General features: G+C 37.9%; 15 protein-coding genes. 11 read left to right on the plus strand and 4 right to left on the minus strand.

The features are described from left to right. The first annotated feature begins 125 nt into the window (after nt 1-125). From B7E05_RS08990 to B7E05_RS09025, 8 genes are all read left to right on the plus strand, one after another. Complete coding sequence (locus B7E05_RS08990) at nt 126-1,709, plus strand: ATP-binding protein (RefSeq protein WP_080873876.1); 1,584 nt, start codon at nt 126-128, stop codon at nt 1,707-1,709. Continuing rightward, nucleotides 1,706-2,404, plus strand: a complete 699-nt coding sequence (locus B7E05_RS08995) for a response regulator (RefSeq protein ID WP_080873877.1) — start codon at nt 1,706-1,708, stop codon at nt 2,402-2,404. Before B7E05_RS08990 ends, B7E05_RS08995 begins: the two co-directional genes overlap by 4 nt. 173 nt (nt 2,405-2,577) lie before the next feature. Further along, nucleotides 2,578-3,552: a tripartite tricarboxylate transporter substrate binding protein gene (locus tag B7E05_RS09000; protein WP_080873878.1), complete on the plus strand. Its 975-nt coding sequence runs from the start codon at nt 2,578-2,580 to the stop codon at nt 3,550-3,552. Nucleotides 3,553-3,562: 10 nt separating this feature from the next. Next, nucleotides 3,563-4,018, plus strand: a complete 456-nt coding sequence (locus tag B7E05_RS09005) for a tripartite tricarboxylate transporter TctB family protein (RefSeq protein ID WP_080873879.1) — start codon at nt 3,563-3,565, stop codon at nt 4,016-4,018. Between the two features lie 15 nt (nt 4,019-4,033). Beyond that, nucleotides 4,034-5,527, plus strand: coding sequence for a tripartite tricarboxylate transporter permease (locus B7E05_RS09010; protein ID WP_080873880.1), 1,494 nt, complete (start codon nt 4,034-4,036; stop codon nt 5,525-5,527). Between the two features lie 377 nt (nt 5,528-5,904). Then, complete coding sequence (locus B7E05_RS09015; RefSeq protein WP_080873881.1) at nt 5,905-7,446, plus strand: AbgT family transporter; 1,542 nt, start codon at nt 5,905-5,907, stop codon at nt 7,444-7,446. Between the two features lie 294 nt (nt 7,447-7,740). After that, complete coding sequence (locus B7E05_RS09020) at nt 7,741-8,340, plus strand: short chain dehydrogenase (RefSeq protein WP_080873882.1); 600 nt, start codon at nt 7,741-7,743, stop codon at nt 8,338-8,340. Between the two features lie 251 nt (nt 8,341-8,591). Further along, nucleotides 8,592-9,524 (plus strand): D-2-hydroxyacid dehydrogenase, encoded by a 933-nt coding sequence (locus tag B7E05_RS09025; protein WP_080873883.1) that lies wholly within the window; start codon nt 8,592-8,594, stop codon nt 9,522-9,524. 168 nt (nt 9,525-9,692) lie between these two features. Here the strand turns inward: B7E05_RS09025 and B7E05_RS09030 are convergent, their stop codons facing one another. Then, nucleotides 9,693-10,613, minus strand: coding sequence for a hypothetical protein (locus B7E05_RS09030; protein ID WP_080873884.1), 921 nt, complete (start codon nt 10,611-10,613; stop codon nt 9,693-9,695). A gap of 457 nt (nt 10,614-11,070) precedes the next feature. On the opposite strand from B7E05_RS09030, the gene B7E05_RS09035 reads away from it, so the two are divergent. From B7E05_RS09035 to B7E05_RS09045, 3 genes are all read left to right on the plus strand, one after another. Next, nucleotides 11,071-11,826 (plus strand): SDR family NAD(P)-dependent oxidoreductase, encoded by a 756-nt coding sequence (locus tag B7E05_RS09035; protein WP_080873885.1) that lies wholly within the window; start codon nt 11,071-11,073, stop codon nt 11,824-11,826. A 312-nt stretch (nt 11,827-12,138) separates the two neighbouring features. Further along, nucleotides 12,139-12,501 carry a hypothetical protein gene (locus B7E05_RS09040; RefSeq protein ID WP_080873886.1) on the plus strand — a complete coding sequence of 121 codons (363 nt, stop codon included), beginning with the start codon at nt 12,139-12,141 and terminating at the stop codon, nt 12,499-12,501. A 171-nt stretch (nt 12,502-12,672) separates the two neighbouring features. After that, entirely contained in the window at nt 12,673-13,299 is a 627-nt protein-coding gene (locus B7E05_RS09045) for a TetR/AcrR family transcriptional regulator (protein ID WP_080873887.1), read from the plus strand. A 79-nt stretch (nt 13,300-13,378) separates the two neighbouring features. Here B7E05_RS09045 and B7E05_RS09050 read toward each other — a convergent pair whose 3' ends face one another. The 3 genes from B7E05_RS09050 to B7E05_RS09060 form a co-directional block, all read right to left on the minus strand. Continuing rightward, on the minus strand, nt 13,379-13,657 hold the full coding sequence (locus B7E05_RS09050; RefSeq protein WP_080873888.1) for a hypothetical protein: 279 nt from the start codon (nt 13,655-13,657) through the stop codon (nt 13,379-13,381). Between the two features lie 170 nt (nt 13,658-13,827). After that, the gene (locus tag B7E05_RS09055; protein WP_080873889.1) at nt 13,828-15,324 is read right to left on the minus strand and encodes a PH domain-containing protein; all 1,497 of its coding nucleotides are present in this window, start codon (nt 15,322-15,324) and stop codon (nt 13,828-13,830) included. Then, complete coding sequence (locus B7E05_RS09060) at nt 15,321-15,815, minus strand: PH domain-containing protein (RefSeq protein WP_143833203.1); 495 nt, start codon at nt 15,813-15,815, stop codon at nt 15,321-15,323. The genes B7E05_RS09055 and B7E05_RS09060 overlap by 4 nt, the downstream gene beginning before the upstream one ends. Nucleotides 15,816-15,825: the final 10 nt, after the last annotated feature.

Below are 15,825 nucleotides of genomic sequence, written 5' to 3' on the forward strand. Positions count from 1 at the left end.
CTCCATACTTTAAAAAGGAAATAAACCCACGGTCTCTTGCTCCAAAATCATATTTCCTATAAACTGATAATGTAATAATTTATAAGCCATGAAAGTGTATTGTTTCATCTAAAAGGGAGGTATAAATGTTTTCATTTATTAAAAATATGACCATTCGGAAGCGGATTGTGTTCATATTTCTGATTTTATCTACTTTTCTTATTTTCTTATTTATCTCTGTATTTGCATATTTTGAGATTCGAAATGCACAGGATACATACAAACAGTTGTCGAGACAGACTGCTAATGGTTTAGCATTTATGCCTGCTTTAGAAGAAGCCATTATCGATGGGAATCAGGAGGAATTACAAGGAATTATTGACCGTGTACGGTTGCAGGCGGAAAATCCTGTTGTGACCGTTGTGACACGAGAGGGAGAATACATTGTTCATCCGAACGAGCGTGAAATTGGCGTGATGGAAGAGACAGATCAATTTGCACAAACGTTGTTATATGGATCTTATGTAACAGAAAACAGGGAAGGGACACTTGGTCCTGCTATTATGACCATTGCACCAATCTATGAAGAAGTAGATATAAACGGTGGCGAAAGAGTTATTGGTGCGGTGACAGTCGAGTATCTGGAAGAATCAATTCGTGCAACCATTATAACGAAGCTTACCAGATTATCTGTTGTGGCATTTATCGGTATCGCATTATGCATCGGCGGAGCGTTGTTTTTAGCAAGAAGCATTCAAGAGGATACGCTGGGTATAGAACCGGCAGTTATTGCTGACATGTTTCGTGAGCGGGAGGCTATGCTGAATGCAGTAAAAGAAGGCATTATCGTGATTGATGATAATCAGTCTATTTCGATGATCAACCCCTCTGCGAAGACTTTGCTGAATGCATCATCAGATATGCAGGAATCGATTAAAAAACTTGGTTTGCCGGAAACGATTCATTCTGGAAAGGCAAGCTATGATGAAGAGAAAACCTATCATGGGAAAACGTTTATTACCAACCGTATTCCCTTGTATGAGAATAAACAGATTGTTGGGGCCATTTGCAGTTTTCGTGATAAAACAGATATAAAGCAGCTTCAGGAAACAGTGACGCAGATGGAAGGATATGCGGATAGTCTCCGTGCGCAAAAGCATGAGTTCAAAAACAAAATGTATGTTTTGATGGGGTTAATACAGCTTGAGCAATACGAAGAGGCTGTGAAAATTATACAGGAGGAAACAACAGATAAAAGACAGGCTTTTCCCATGTTTGAAAATGTGAAAGATCCAGGAGCGCAAGCCATCTTGTTAGGAAAAATGGCAAAAGCTGCGGAGAAGAAAATCGAACTGGTGATAGATGAAGCAAGCCATCTGGATAAAACGAAAATATCAGCAACAGACATGGCAATTATGCTGGGGAATTTACTCGATAACGCTATTGATGCGGTAATAGATTCAAAGCAAAAACGAATAACTGTCATGATTACAGATGTCGGTAATGAAATCGTGATGGACATAGAAGATACTGGATCTGGTATTACCAAGGAACAAACAGAACAAATTTTTACCAGAGGTTATTCAAGCAAGGGAGAATATCGAGGCTATGGACTGTTTCATGTCTATGAAACAGTGAAAAAATATCGTGGAGAAATGGAAATTACGTCACCTGCGGATGGTGGAACCGTATTTTCACTTTATTTTCCTAAGGAAGGAGTGAAAAAATGAATATTGTCATTGCAGAAGATGATTATCGGGTAGCTCTGTTGCATGAAAAGTATTTACAGGCTATTTCAGAAATAACGGTTGTCGGCAGAGCATTAAATGGAAAAGAATTAAAAGAGCTGGTAGAAAATGAATCTGTTGACCTCGTCATACTTGATATTTATTTTCCGGATACATTAGGAACGGAACTGCTCAGCTATCTTCGAATCCATTACCCGGAGTTGGATATTATTGTTGTTTCAGCTTCTACAGATAGACGGCATTTGCAGCTGGCAAAACGTTATGGTGTGTATCAGTACTTAATTAAACCAGTTACGGTGGATGATTTTACAGATACAATAAAAAAATATATCAAAGATCGACAGTGGTTTGCAGAAGATGGAGAATTTACAACAAGCGAGGCCAGTTATATATTGACTGGAGAAAACGGTAGAAGAACAGAGAACAAAGGAACGAATCCGCCGCCTTTACCGACGGGAATTGATTCGATTACTTTAGAAAAAGTAAAAGCTGCTTTAACAGAACATCATGAAGGCGTCACCATTGATAATATGTGCCAGCTGGTCGGCATTTCAAGAACAACAGCCCGACGGTATCTGGAACATATTGTATCGAATGAAGAAGCCACAACCATTTTAAATTATGGCGTTATTGGCCGACCGGAAAGAAGATATATTTTACAGCAAAAAACATCCTGACAATCAGGGTGTTTTTTGCTGTCTTTTGACGTGGTGGATAAAAAGGACGAAAAGGCATTAAAGAATGTTAAATAAATAAAATACGAAATATTGTTTTTTGGTATTTTGTTTGTAATAATTAACTTCGGTATTGAAAGCGGTTACTTTATCATTGAATTTTGTGAGGTGTTAAAATGAAGCGTTTATGCTTGTTATTTATTGGTTGTATACTCTTGGCAGGATGTTCAGGAGATACAAGCGAGGAGAAAGAGACGTTCCCTGAAAAAAATATAGAAATTATTTCTCCGGCAAGTCCAGGTGGAGGATGGGATATGACAGCTCGTTCTGCACAGCGTGCGATGAATGCAGATGGAACGGTAGAAGAAGATATTACGGTTGTGAACAAGCCTGGTGGTGGCGGCGAAGTGGGCTGGCAGTATTTGATGCAGCAGGATGCGCATTTTGCGGCATTAAATTCCAGTCTATTAATGACAGGCCCATTACTTGGACAGACTGAATTAACCTATGAAGATTTTACCCCATTAGCAATGTTATCTACAGAGTGGTTGGCAGTTGGAGTTAGAGAAGATTTAGGATTTGACAGCGGAACAGAGTTATTGGATCAGTTAAAGGAAGATCCAAAGTCGTTGGTTATCGGAGTCAGCCCGTCCTTAGGAAGTGGAAATCATCTTGCCTTTGTCCAAGCTGCGATTGAATATGGTATTGATCCGACAGAGTTACAGTTTCTCGTATATAGCAGTGGGGGAGATATTATGAATGCATTACTAGGCGGACATATTGATGTTACGAGTAACTCCCTATCGGAAATGACGGAACAATATGCGGCAGGAGAATTAGATGTTTTAGCTGTCACATCTCCTGAAAGACTAGACGAATTTCCGGATATTCCAACATGGAAAGAACAGGGCATCGATATGGAATTTCCACATTGGCGTGGAATCATGGGACCTCCGGGGATGAGTGAAGAAGAAATTGACGCTTGGGACCTTTATTTAAGTGAAATGGTAGAAACAGAAGAGTGGCAAACAGATTTAGAGAATAATAATTTGGATGAATTTTATATGGATAGTGAAGAAACCATGGAATTTTTAGAAGAGCAGAACGCCTTTTTTGAAGAAATAGTAGAGGATTCTGGCTTAAAGCCATAGGAGGAAAAATATGATGCAGGTAACAATACGATACGCTATGCCGTTGATGTTCATTATTGGCAGCGTTATATATGGCACAATGATTATCCAATTGGATCCAGCAACATTAGGAAATCCAAACGGGCCAAAGTTCTTTCCTTTATTTGTTTGTGCTGGTTTATTGGTATTTTCGATTGCTGACTTAGTTAATGTACGGAAACAAATATATGCAAAGAATAAAGATTTGGAGCAGATAGCTCAGCTGAAATCATTTAAATTAATTGGAATGATTATCGGAATTTGTGTGGTGTATGCGCTTATTTTTGAGATAGTAGGATATTTGATAGCAACATTATTATTTATGGCAGCGCTTATGTTTTATTTAAACGGGATGAAGAAATGGCGTTTGAATGTAATTGTAACACTGGTTGTTTCCGTTGCGACCTGGTATAGCTTCACAGAGCTGTTACAAATAAGTTTACCTTAAAGGAGGAGTGCAACGATGGATGTAAGTATTATTTTAGATGGATTGTGGACTGCGCTCCAGCCTGTTAATTTGTTATGGCTTTTGCTTGGGGCAGTACTGGGTACGATTGTTGGTATTTTGCCGGGGCTCGGAGCAGCAACGGGAGTCGCGGTGCTTATTCCGTTAACGTTTGGGATGGAGCCGGTTAGTGCGCTTATTTTAATGGCAGCTATTTATTATGGAGCTTTATTTGGAGGTTCACGTAGTTCCATTTTGATTAATACACCGGGAGACGGTTCCTCGATTGCAGCTACGTTTGACGGTTATCCGATGACGAAGAAAGGTATGGCAGGACAAGCGATGTCTATTGCTGCAATGGCTTCTTTGATCGGTGGCATCATGGCCATATTTGGATTTATCTTCTTAGCGATTCCACTTGCTAATTTTGCGTTGAATTTTGGACCGGCAGAGTTCTTACTACTCTTTTTATTTGCTTTATCTGCGGTGGTTACCTTATCGCAAGGAAATATTATTAAAGGGTTTTTAACCATGTTTTTAGGGCTGGGTATCAGTACCATCGGGGTAGATTTGCAGTCCGGCGTGCATCGTTTTACATTTGGGGTGCCGCATTTAACGGATGGAATTGATTTTATTGTGATTATTATTGGTATCTATGCGATGGGAGAAGTGCTTTATAATTTACTAAAGCCGAAACACGCAGAAACGTCAAATGGACAGAATATCGGGAGCAAATGGTTTACAAAGGACCAGTGGAAACGGTCACTTGCTCCGATTATCCGAAGCGGTCCGATTGGCTTCTTTTTAGGCGTACTACCTGGGTCAGGAGGAACGATTGCTTCTTTGTTGTCCTATAGTACAGAAAAACAGATATCCAAAAATAAAGATGAATTTGGTAAAGGCGCTGTGGAAGGACTGGTTGCTCCGGAATCCGCAAATAGTGCATCTGCCGTCGGCTCGCTGATTCCAATGCTGACCATGGGAATACCGGGTTCAGGGACTACAGCAGTGATGCTTGGGGCGCTTGTGATGATTGGAATTACTCCAGGTCCATTATTATTTGAAAATAGTCCGGATACGATCTGGACACTGATCAACAGTATGTTTATCGGGAATTTGATTTTGGTGGTTATTAATATCTTAATGGTTGGTATGCTTGTGAAAATATTAAAAACACCGCCTAATGTGCTGTATCCGATTGTCCTTATCCTCTCCTTTTTAGGAGCATATACGCTGGGCTATAGTACAATTGATTTTTATATTTTACTGATTGCCGGCGTAGTTGGATTATTTATGCGTATCCTTAATTATCCTGTCGTCCCATTAATTCTTGCATTAATTGTAGGAGGAGACATGGAGCAGAATTTCCAGAGAGCAATGGTTGTTTATGATTCTCCTATGGACATTTTATTTGCTTCTCCGATTGCAATTGTCTTGGCGATATTAACGGTGCTATCCTTATGTTATCCATTGATTACGAAGTTGTTAAGGAAGCGAAAGGCAGCGAAATAAGATATCATATTCGAAAAAGCAGCCATCTATTATTATCAAATAGATGCTGCTTTTTTTAGATTTGATGAAGTGTGAAGATGCTTCGGAAGATTTAAAAGAAAAGCGGCAGGGTCATCTATTCTGAAGGAGCTGTTTTTGACAGGGAATCTTCTTAGATTCTTCACAGCGGATTATCGGAATGAATGTATTGACTTTAGGAAGAAAATGATATTTAAATAGAGGATATGATAACACTAATATTTAGAAAAGAGGTAGAAATATGAAGTTTCAATTTACAATCATACGTCATGTAACAATTGGGAATGGTAGGATTAAAAATAGACGAACCGTTTTGGAAAAGTCATCAGTATGGACAAATAACAAAGGAAATAATCTAAATGAAATCCTCTAAAACGAATACAAACAAAAGATTAAAGGGCAAGTTCGATATACTTTCTAAAATAGAATGGTTTGGTAATAGACTTCCAGAACCGTATATGTTATTTGTGTTTTTTATCATTATTTTAATGATTGTCTCTGTAATCCTGTCTATTTTTGAAATAACTGTAATCGACCCTAAAACAGCGGAAGAGTTAGAAATACGAAGTCTATGGTCAAGTGAAGGTATTGAATTTATGGTTACTAGTTTAGTAACCAATTTTACAGCTTTTGCTCCATTAGGTGTTGTATTGAGTGTTCGTATTGGAATTGGCATTGCAGAAGGGGTAGGACTTTTAGAGGCTGGTATTAAAAAGATTATGCTTTCTTTTCCAGCAGCTATGTTACCGTATATGACGATATTTACAGGAAATCTTGCTACAGTAGCAGCTGATTCTGCCTATTTAATTTTACCTCCTCTTGCTGGTATGATCTATTACTCGTTAGGAAGAAACCCGATCGCCGGAATTATCACAGCGTTTGTAGGTATTGCTTCCGGTATTGGAACTGGCGTGTTAATTCAAGGAAATGAGGCCATTCTTGCGAGTCTAACAAATGAAGCTTCTGCATTAATTAGTGACAATGCACCTGTTGTTACACCAGTTGATAACTACTATTTTATGGTTGCAGGGGCAGTGGTAGCTACACTGGTCGGCGGTTTTATTTCACAAAAGATAACCGAACCGCGATTGGGTCCATATAATGAAAATATTAATTATGAAGTGAACCCAGTTACGAAAGAAGAAACCATTGCCTTGAAATGGTCTATGTATGCAGGGATAATCTATCTAGCGCTTGTTGTAATAGCGATCATTTTACCTGAATCTCCTCTTCGAAATGAAGCGGGAGGCCTGGTGCCCTCTCCATTCTTAAATGGGATCCTTACGTTTATCATAGGGTTCTTTTTGGTTATTGGTGTTACTTATGGAATAAAAATGAAACGGATTCGAAATACCCGGGATGCTGGCAGATATATGGGAGAGGCAATTTATAATATGCGGAATTTTCTCGTATTGATTTTATTTATTTCACAGTTTATCGCCTATTTTGAATGGACACGAGTTGGGACATGGTTTGCAGTAAATGGGGCAGAATTTTTAACTTCTGTTGATTTTACTGGCTTTTCTGTCATCATAGGCTTAATATTTATCACGACGATTATTAACTTTGTGATTACTAGTGGAGCTGCGCAATGGGCCATATTCTCACCAATTTTCGTACCCATGCTTTTGCAGCTTGGCTATCACCCAGCTTATGTACAAATGGCTTATCGAATTGGAGATGCATCGACAAGCATGATGTCACCGCTAAATCCATATATAGTTATGATTCTTGAATTTATGAGGGAATGGGATAAAAATGCAGGTCTGGGTACAATTATTTCTCATGCTATCCCTTATGTCATTTGTCTATTGATTTCTTTAACACTTTTATTTTCTTTATTTACATGGCTTGGTATTCCAATAGGCCCGGGAGTTACGACAAATATAGATATGAAATAGAAGAAGGGGCAATGATTAAGAAGAAATTATTATTATTGGTTTAGGCCTAATTGATGGGGTACTAGCATAACATGGAGATGTCAAAGCAGCCGGCGTAGACAAACATAATGATGCTTAAAAAATCATGAAACAAGGAATCGTCAGAGAATATTTTCATTCCATTGAAGAAGCAGTATTCAATGCTGATTCTGATTTCATAATATATAAATAGTTTGAAAGTATTCATAAAAGTAAATAAAGAAAGAAGAGAGTCACAAAATCTTTATATCTTTATAGAAAAGAGGGATATTAAACATGAAAATACTATTAGTAGGAGCAACCGGATCCATCGGAGAAGTTGTGTATGAAGAGTTTAAGGACGATGCAGAAATCATTCAAGCCAGCAGAAATGCTTCGGATTACCCGATCGATATGACGTCGGAAGCGAGCATAAAATCGCTTTTTGAAAAAGTGGGGCAAGTAGATGCTATTATTTGTGCAGCAGGTTCCGCACACTTTGCAACGGTGGATGAATTGACACCGGAGCAGAATATGGTTGCTGTAAATAGTAAGCAGCTAGGGCAGGTAAATTTAGTATTGATAGGCCAACACTATCTAAAGGATAACGGAAGCATTACATTGACAACTGGTGTCCTGATGGATGATCCATTAAAAACAGCTTCCTCTTCAGCGATGGCAAACGGCGGCGTATCAGCATTTGTGAAGTCAGCAGCAATTGAAATGCCGCGCGGAATTCGGATTAATCATGTCAGTCCATCCATGCTTGAGAAATCGAAAGAAAAGTATGGAAAGCTATTCCAAGGATTTGAGCCTGTTTCTTCCAAAAGAATTGGCCTAGCTTATCGAAAAAGTGTGTTTGGTGCGCAGACTGGACAGGCTTATAAGGTTTACTAGCAGGTTTGTTTAATATACAAAAGTGCTTTTACTTTAAACATTTACAAAAGTATAGTGAATTTTTTAAGAAAAGAGGTGTTCATTTGCAGGTCACGGGGCGTTTTCCTTTCGCCCTTTACAGAGGAACTGTTCGCTGCTAGTTACAGGAAAACATACAAAAGGCAGTTGCCATGTGGAATTTGATAAAGTGAATGGAGAAATTATAAATTAGAATTTTTATTTTAAAAATAAGAAGAAGGGAGAACATTCCTATGAACATTCAAAACATCGTTATTGTTAGCCCAATGGTGAAGGAGTTAAAAGAATACATAGAACAATATAAATTGAACAAAAGCATTCGTTACATAACCGAAGATGCTCTTACCGAAGAAGACTTGGATTGGGCTGATGCTTTTTGCGGCTTTCAAGTACAGAAAGATACCGACTATAGTAAAGTAAAATGGGTACATTCTCTGGGAGCTGGCGTTGATGGCTTTTTGTATCATCAGGATTGGAATGAAAACGTATTATTAACACGGACCGTTTGTTCGTTTGGACAGCGTATTGGTGAATATTGTTTAAGTTATATTCTTAAGGATGCACAAGCTCATCCAATTTTTTCAGCACAGCAGGGTGAAAAAGTTTGGAGAGAAATGACCCCTGCGTTATTGGATCAGAAAACCGCCGTGATTTATGGAACCGGGGAAATTGGAAGCAAGGTAGCTACAATTCTATCTGGGTTTGGAATGAAGGTGTATGGTGTATCTTTAAGCGGGAAACAGAAGCCTGCTTTTAACCAAGTTGCAGCTGTTGACTCTGATGACTCGTTGATAAAAGAAGCTGATTATGTAATGAATACATTGCCATTAACCGATAAAACAGCTGATTTATTTGATAAGCGATTCTTTGATCAAGTTGATCATATTGGATTTATCAATGTGGGCAGAGGAAAGTCCGTCGTTGAAGAAGACTTGATAGAAGCAATCGATAGAGAAGAGGTGCGATTTGCAGTGTTGGATGTTTTCCGTGAAGAGCCGTTGTCGGACACACACCCTTTTTGGAAGCATCCGAATATAACGGTTACACCGCATATATCCGCTGTGACGACTGCTAAAGAAGCGGTGGATTGTTTTGTTAATACGCTGCATAAGGTGGAAGCGGGAGACGTTTTGGAAAATAAAGTGGATGTTCAAAAAGGATATTGAAGGCTGTTTTATCATATCCAATCCAATCATCCTTTTAATCAACAGAGAAAGAATCTATGATTCGATTCTTTCTCTGTTTGAAAATGGAAGCTATACAAAAAAGATGCAACATGAAAATAAATGTGCAAACCTATTTTCAAAATCTGCAGAAAACCATTTTGTTATTTCTTATGCCATTTGGTTATCTTTTTTCACAATAACCTTTCTAATCAAAATAAAAATACCTCTTCCCGCTTTAAGAAGGATATATACAGGAACCCATCCAATCAAAATAATAATATTAGTTGAAATAATGAAGATAATCATCGGCGGATTTTCGGTAAATAAAGATATAATCCATGCTGGAATACTGTGACCTGCCATTATAATAAGGAAATAAAAGAACGGAAGAAACCATTTTGTATAAGCCCTCCAAAAAACACTGATAATAGGGAGCAGTATGTTGATGCCAATCACACCAAAAATAAACAATATCCCTATTTCCCAATAAGCATTATCATCATCGACAGGTTGCCATGGAAGGACAGTTACACCAAGAATCAATGCATAAACTAATAGGAGTATACCTATTCTAATCTCCCATTTCCTTGTCCGTTGTTTCACTGTAATCACAGGTTGTTTCTCATGAGGTTTCCAGGGAAGAAAGCGATTCTTTCCTATTTTTCTTCCTATTTTTTGAGGGAATTTTTTCCCATCCCATGGTTCACCTTCTAACTGATTAAAGTCCGTTTGATATTTTTGACGTTTTAAAAAGGCCGGACGGAGATCATAATCCGTTTGAAAAAATGACACCCCTTTATCCTGAAAACGGGCTACCCAATTGTAAAATTCTTCTTCATTAAAAAATTCTCTTATATAATATTGATCATCTATGTATTTAAAAACCATCAGTTTTCCTACATAATGCTGATGTTCATTAGAGTAAGATTCTTTGATGTTATTTCCTACAATGACTTCCCGGATAGAATCAAATAACATGGCTATTTCTTCTTTTTCCCCTGTCTTATAATCAATAATAGTTTGGAAATACCCATTCTCATTTAATTCATAGTTAATTTCATATCTTTCTATGTTTTTTTTCTGTTCCATAAAAATAACAAAAGTCAGGCCGGATAGGAAGCTGATAATAGCGCAAATACTTACTAATATCCAATTAATTGGATGTAAGAATAGAAAATAGATTCCTCCTCCTGTAAAAAGGAGACAAACGATAAAAGAAATTGTTATGTTTTGACGGATCTTATCCCTTGTTTCTGGAGGAGGCTGATTTGAACCTGTTATCGGTTTATGTAGATTATTTTCGATGTTGATTTCCTCCTTTGTTTCTTCTTGTTATCCATTGCTTTTGATGTAGTCATGGATAGATATCATGTTACCATATCCTGTTTATGTTATAAATGAGAAAAAAGGGAACACTCTAATATTTAATTATACATTGGAATATATTTGAAAATATTGTTTCTTTGTTTAAATATGCAAATACAGGGAATAAATACGAAGAAAGCAAAATTCATGTTTTGTTTTATAAGTTCAAGGAGGAGTTAAGATGAGATTGCAAGATAAAGTTACATTAATCACAGGAGCTGGAACAGGTATTGGAAAAGAGACAGCTCACTTATTTGCAAAAGAAGGCGCAAAGCTTATTTTGACAGATGTCAATGTGGATGGTGTGAAAGAAACAGAAAAGGAAGTCAAAGACCTTGGAGCAGAGGCTATTTCGATAAAGCATGATGTGAGTCAGGAAGCGGATTGGCAAGAAGTTGTTAAAAAAGCAGTTGATCAGTTTGGTACCATTGACGTCTTGTTCAACAACGCCGGTATTTATATCATCAAGCCAATCACAGAAATCGAGTTAGATACATGGAATAAATTAATGAATATCAATGTGACAGGTACATTCTTAGGTATGAAGCATGTATTGCCAGTGATGCAGAAGCAAAAAAGTGGTTCCATTATCAATGCTTCTTCTGTTGCAGGACTCGGCGGAGCACCTGGACATGCTTTATATGGCGCAAGCAAAGGCGCTGTCCGCATTATGAGTAAGGATGTTGCGATGGAAGTTGCTAGAGATCAAATTCGCGTGAACTCTATCCATCCTGGTTATATTGACACGCAGATGGCAGATTATGGAGCAGAGCAGCAAGGAAAATCTACAGATGAAGTTGGAGAAGGGTATCCGCTTGGCCGGTTAGGAAAGCGGGCTGAGGTAGCGAAAACGGTGCTATTCTTAGCATCGGATGATTCTTCTTATACGACAGGATCAGAATTTCCAATTGATGGCGGGGCTACAAACTCGCTTTAGGAGAATGAGTCAGTCGATAGAGAAGAGACTATGATATAGTTGATCAAAAAATGGTTTCGATTGTCCAAATGAGATAATTGGAGCCATTTTTGATTTGTTTCAAATAAAAATAATCGACATCCAGAAATAGACTGTACCAGTAATAATTGCAACGGATTTGAGATTCAATCATGCACTTGCTTTAGCATACCTGAAACTTCTAGATATCCAGCGCTTCCTCTAAATTGAAATTTACTTATTGCGTAGACTGGAAACTTTACAATAAAAAGTATTATTCTTATAATTAAGAAAAGTCTATTGTGGAGGGATTAAATGGTTAAAAGAGAAAACCGTACATTTCACTGCAACCGTTGCGGACGTTATCATAAGGAATACGAAATGGACAACATGGAGGGGAATTTCTTTCATGATTTTAGCGCCTATTTTGGATATGGAAGTCCGTACGATGATTGTTTTTTTGAATTTACTTTATGCGAGTTATGCATGTTCGAGATTGCAAAAGATTTCAAACATACTCCTGTGATACTGGATAAAGATCCCTTTGCACCGCCAGAAGAACAAGTTGTACCATTTGATTATAATGAGTTCCAAAGAAGGCGAACTGAGCCAACCCCCTATTATAAAAGTTTATTTATAGATAATTATAATGACATAGAGAATTTACCTAAAAAATAAAGTGATAAAACCTGTAGTTCACTCTGAACAGCAGGTTTTTATCTGCTGGACAAGAAGTGAAAGTTAAAGTAATGGCAAAAGAATAAAGCCATCTCATTATTCATGACAAACCGTATGCTTATCCTATATAGTATAGATAGAGATGTCTAACGTGATAAGAGGCGAGTGAAAATGACAAACAAAGAACCCAAACTAACGAAAAAACAAATCGCAATATTAGAAGCAGCCACAGATTTATTCGCAGAAAAAGGGTATGCAGGAACATCGACGAGTGAAATTGCCAATAAAGCAGAGGTGGCAGAAGGAACGATTTTTAAGCATTTTAAATCGAAAAAAGGCTTGCTGATGGCAGTTGTTTCACCAATGATGATAAAATGGCTTGCACCAATGATAAAAAAAGATCTGAATAAGGTGCTTGATCAGGAATTTGAATATTTTCAAGATTTTATTCGTGCCATGATCGAAAATCGAAAAGAATTTATCCATAATAATTGGCCGATGTTAAAAATTTTAGTTCAGGAAATTCCGTTTCATCCCGATTTGAAAGAAAAGTTTATTGAATATGTCGGGAATGATATTTTTGATAAGCTGCGGGAAATCGTCAAGTATTATCAAGACAAAGGACAGCTGGCTGATATGAAGGCGGATACGATTATACGCACCGTGGCTACATCAATTTTATCGTATATTGTAGCACGTTATGTGTTTCTTCCGGAAATCAATTGGGATGAAGAAGAAGTGGAGACGGAAAGAATTATACAAATACTGGAGAGCGGCATTATACGGCAGAATAAATAGCGTTGAAAGAAAGATTCCACAGATCTTCATTTAGCAGAAGGTCTATGGAATCTTTTTCAATTTATTAACGGAAACCGTCTTATTCTCTATTTTTTCGCTGCTCTTTAATGGGATAAAAAATATAATAAAAGAAAATGCCGGTTAAAAAAGAAAGAATACATCCCGAGAGAGATAGTTGAGAATAAAATCCGCCTTGATTTGTTTCCATCTCAAATAGACCAGTCCCGAAGATAGTAGCATGGATTGGTATACCTAAAATAGAAAACATTTTCAGGATAAAGGGTGCGCAAAGAATGATTAAAACATAAATCATAACAAAGCCGAACCCGCATAATATACTCTGCAGTATTTTCATCATGAATTGCCTTCTTTCAATAAATCAATTTGTGCTATTTATTGAATGTTTTAGCTTATTATACCCGGGTATAATGAAAGCTGCATAAAGCGGAGCATACTTTAACCCATTTATCATAATTGGAAAGAAATGACTTCGATCATATGCATGAATCAGATAAAAAGCAACTTATATTATTCCTTTAACAGATACCATCTGTCAAATGCTTTGCACCACCCGATAGGAAGATGGTTTATCTTTGTATACATGATAGGCTTGGCGCGATTACTAACGATGATAGAGGCTAAGCCCAGTTTTTGCTGGAAAATATTACGTGTTATTTGTAATTCCGCAATCTTCTTTTTCTTAGTCAAGAAAACCCTTGTCTGAAAACCGCCAGTCTTGAACTGCACACATGTCTTGTTTATCGTATAGCGGGTTTGATAAGAAGAGAGCAGCCTGGACACTATGACTAAAATGAAAATAAGGACGGAAAGTATCCACCAGGGTATTTTCAAGCCTAAAATGTCAGGTCTGACAAAGTAAAGTAAGCCTGTTGCAATCATCCAAAACCAGCTGGGCTTTAGCATCTGAAGCAGCCAAGCTTTTTTAGGCAAACGATTCATTTCCGAAGTCACCTGATAAGCCGGTAATATTTCTTCAATCATTGTGTATGCACGCTGTACAGGAAGAAAAGGATACAGTCTGTTCACTTCTGCATCTTCACTGCCTGTAGTTCCTGCGCAAATCAATTTTATTTCCGCAATTCCAAGAGCTCGTTTTATCCATGATTGATGTACGGTGACAGCTTGCACATTTGCTTTGGAAATAGTAAAGGTAGTTCTCTCTGAAAATCCCTGTGTAACGTAAATCTTTTCGATATCAGAAGCAATTTCATATTTGCCAAATCGAAATATGGTTAACACGGTGCCGGCAGCTATCGCAATCAGTATGATCAAGATGATGGAAACGAGAATAATCCACCAGGGCCAAGCGTCCAGAATATCGGTGAACACATCTTCCGCTTGTGCGCCGATAGAAAACAATTGTATGAAGTTTGATAGGAGCGACCATACAATGGGAAACACAGCTATAAAACTAAAGGATGCTAAGGAAGCTTTGAAAATATCATAGGCTGTCGGCGAGAAATGAACGATAGGATCTGCATTATACGTATCTGTTTGAACGTTTTCAGATACCGGGCCCGGGAATTCTTTCTCATAGGTATTTTCTGAACGGTTCAAGCTTCTTGTTGCACGAATGTGTTTTTCAATTTCCTGTGCTTCTTTCTGTGTTAGAACATGAAAGGTTACCGTGCTATTATCTCCAGCTGTGCTCGTTTCCAACGTAAGTGAGGTCATGTTGACCATGCGATGGAATAGGGAAGCTTTCCGCCTGGTATGCTGAATTGTTGCATAGGATATCGTTCGGCTGCTTGTTATCACGAGACGCCGGTTTAGCTGCAGATTTTCATTTCCAACTTTATATTTGCTGGTAAACCATCGAATGGGAATTGCCAAAAGAATAAGCAGAAAGATCAAAACGATTGCCAAACGGCCATAGGTAAACAGCCAAAAATCAGAATTTGCTCGAATAATAAATAAAAACAGGAATAAGAAGAACATGTTTTTAATCAAGCGCCAAATATCGTAGACCATAAGCAGGGGATGATACCGTTTTTCTTGATTCATGTGTCCCGCTCCTTTACATTCGCATAGCCTGCGATTTGCTGTCGCAGTTCCATCGCCTCTGTTTCATCTAAAGCGGGAATGGTATGCTCCGTTGTTATCGTGTTGACCTTCAGCTGATAAAGCTGATATTTTCTCATGAATGGTCCTTGATGAATGGATACGGATTGGATCTTCGTCATGGGTATCATCTGATGTTTTTGGAAAAGCGCTCCTGACCTTAATTGTAAAAATTCCTCACTGACCCCAAAACGCCAATGCTGATACCGTCTTTGGAGCTTGAAAGGGGTGAAGCTCATATCAATAATCGTGAACAAAATCAGCCCCATGATGATCCAAGCTATCCATTCTTTCCATGAAAAAGAATAGCTAAGATAGAGGAATAGACCAAGTATACCTAAGCCAATTACATTCGATAGGATTTCATTCATAAGCCAAACCTTGATACTATATTTGGATAGTTTGCGTTGTGGTGCTGGAATGTCTTTTATCAAATTAAATCAC

Source organism: Oceanobacillus timonensis (genome assembly GCF_900166635.1).
Classification (GTDB): Bacteria; Bacillota; Bacilli; order Bacillales; family Amphibacillaceae; genus Oceanobacillus; species Oceanobacillus timonensis.

What these genes read in the sequence shown, in the direction of transcription:
- B7E05_RS08990 (WP_080873876.1), top strand. Translation starts at nt 126, where the DNA reads ATGTTTTCATTTATTAAAAATATGACCATTCGGAAGCGGATTGTGTTC.
- B7E05_RS08995 (WP_080873877.1), top strand. Translation starts at nt 1,706, where the DNA reads ATGAATATTGTCATTGCAGAAGATGATTATCGGGTAGCTCTGTTGCAT.
- B7E05_RS09000 (WP_080873878.1), top strand. Translation starts at nt 2,578, where the DNA reads ATGAAGCGTTTATGCTTGTTATTTATTGGTTGTATACTCTTGGCAGGA.
- B7E05_RS09005 (WP_080873879.1), top strand. Translation starts at nt 3,563, where the DNA reads ATGATGCAGGTAACAATACGATACGCTATGCCGTTGATGTTCATTATT.
- B7E05_RS09010 (WP_080873880.1), top strand. Translation starts at nt 4,034, where the DNA reads ATGGATGTAAGTATTATTTTAGATGGATTGTGGACTGCGCTCCAGCCT.
- B7E05_RS09015 (WP_080873881.1), top strand. Translation starts at nt 5,905, where the DNA reads ATGAAATCCTCTAAAACGAATACAAACAAAAGATTAAAGGGCAAGTTC.
- B7E05_RS09020 (WP_080873882.1), top strand. Translation starts at nt 7,741, where the DNA reads ATGAAAATACTATTAGTAGGAGCAACCGGATCCATCGGAGAAGTTGTG.
- B7E05_RS09025 (WP_080873883.1), top strand. Translation starts at nt 8,592, where the DNA reads ATGAACATTCAAAACATCGTTATTGTTAGCCCAATGGTGAAGGAGTTA.
- B7E05_RS09030 (WP_080873884.1), bottom strand. Translation starts at nt 10,613, where the DNA reads ATGGAACAGAAAAAAAACATAGAAAGATATGAAATTAACTATGAATTA.
- B7E05_RS09035 (WP_080873885.1), top strand. Translation starts at nt 11,071, where the DNA reads ATGAGATTGCAAGATAAAGTTACATTAATCACAGGAGCTGGAACAGGT.
- B7E05_RS09040 (WP_080873886.1), top strand. Translation starts at nt 12,139, where the DNA reads ATGGTTAAAAGAGAAAACCGTACATTTCACTGCAACCGTTGCGGACGT.
- B7E05_RS09045 (WP_080873887.1), top strand. Translation starts at nt 12,673, where the DNA reads ATGACAAACAAAGAACCCAAACTAACGAAAAAACAAATCGCAATATTA.
- B7E05_RS09050 (WP_080873888.1), bottom strand. Translation starts at nt 13,657, where the DNA reads ATGATGAAAATACTGCAGAGTATATTATGCGGGTTCGGCTTTGTTATG.
- B7E05_RS09055 (WP_080873889.1), bottom strand. Translation starts at nt 15,324, where the DNA reads ATGAATCAAGAAAAACGGTATCATCCCCTGCTTATGGTCTACGATATT.